Raw genomic sequence first — 356 nt, 5'->3', positions numbered from 1 at the left:
GCTGTTAACCTGAATACCTTTCATCATGCCGATATTATTTTCCACCTTATCGAACACGCCCAGCACCTCATAAGCGCCTTCAATAACCTGCGACACAATATCACCTTTGTGCGGCACGCTGATTTCACCAAATGATTTCCAGCACACCAGGCCATTCGTGCAGACCTGCCGGAAAATACCGGGGATCATCTTATAACTGCTGGAGCCGTCATGGCTGTTCAGCAATACAATTTCCGGCACCTCTTCGCCGCCGTTGTTATTTCCACGGCGCAGGCGGATCATGTGTTTGGTAAATTCACGGCGCTCCGGATCGCGCACGCGCGACTGGCTGGCAAAAAAGGGCTCAAATCCTTCTT

Annotated in this window: 1 protein-coding gene; it reads right to left on the bottom strand. The window is 51.1% G+C overall.

What is annotated here, in order from left to right; all coding sequences use genetic code 11:
• A partial coding sequence (locus IBT54_RS24940) for a DUF932 domain-containing protein (RefSeq protein ID WP_201253333.1) occupies window positions 1–356 on the bottom strand: 356 nt, incomplete at both ends.

Source organism: Pantoea sp. S62 (assembly GCF_016658625.1).
GTDB classification, from domain to species: domain Bacteria; phylum Pseudomonadota; class Gammaproteobacteria; order Enterobacterales; family Enterobacteriaceae; genus Pantoea; species Pantoea vagans.
This window is presented reverse-complemented; position numbering and strand designations above follow the sequence as displayed.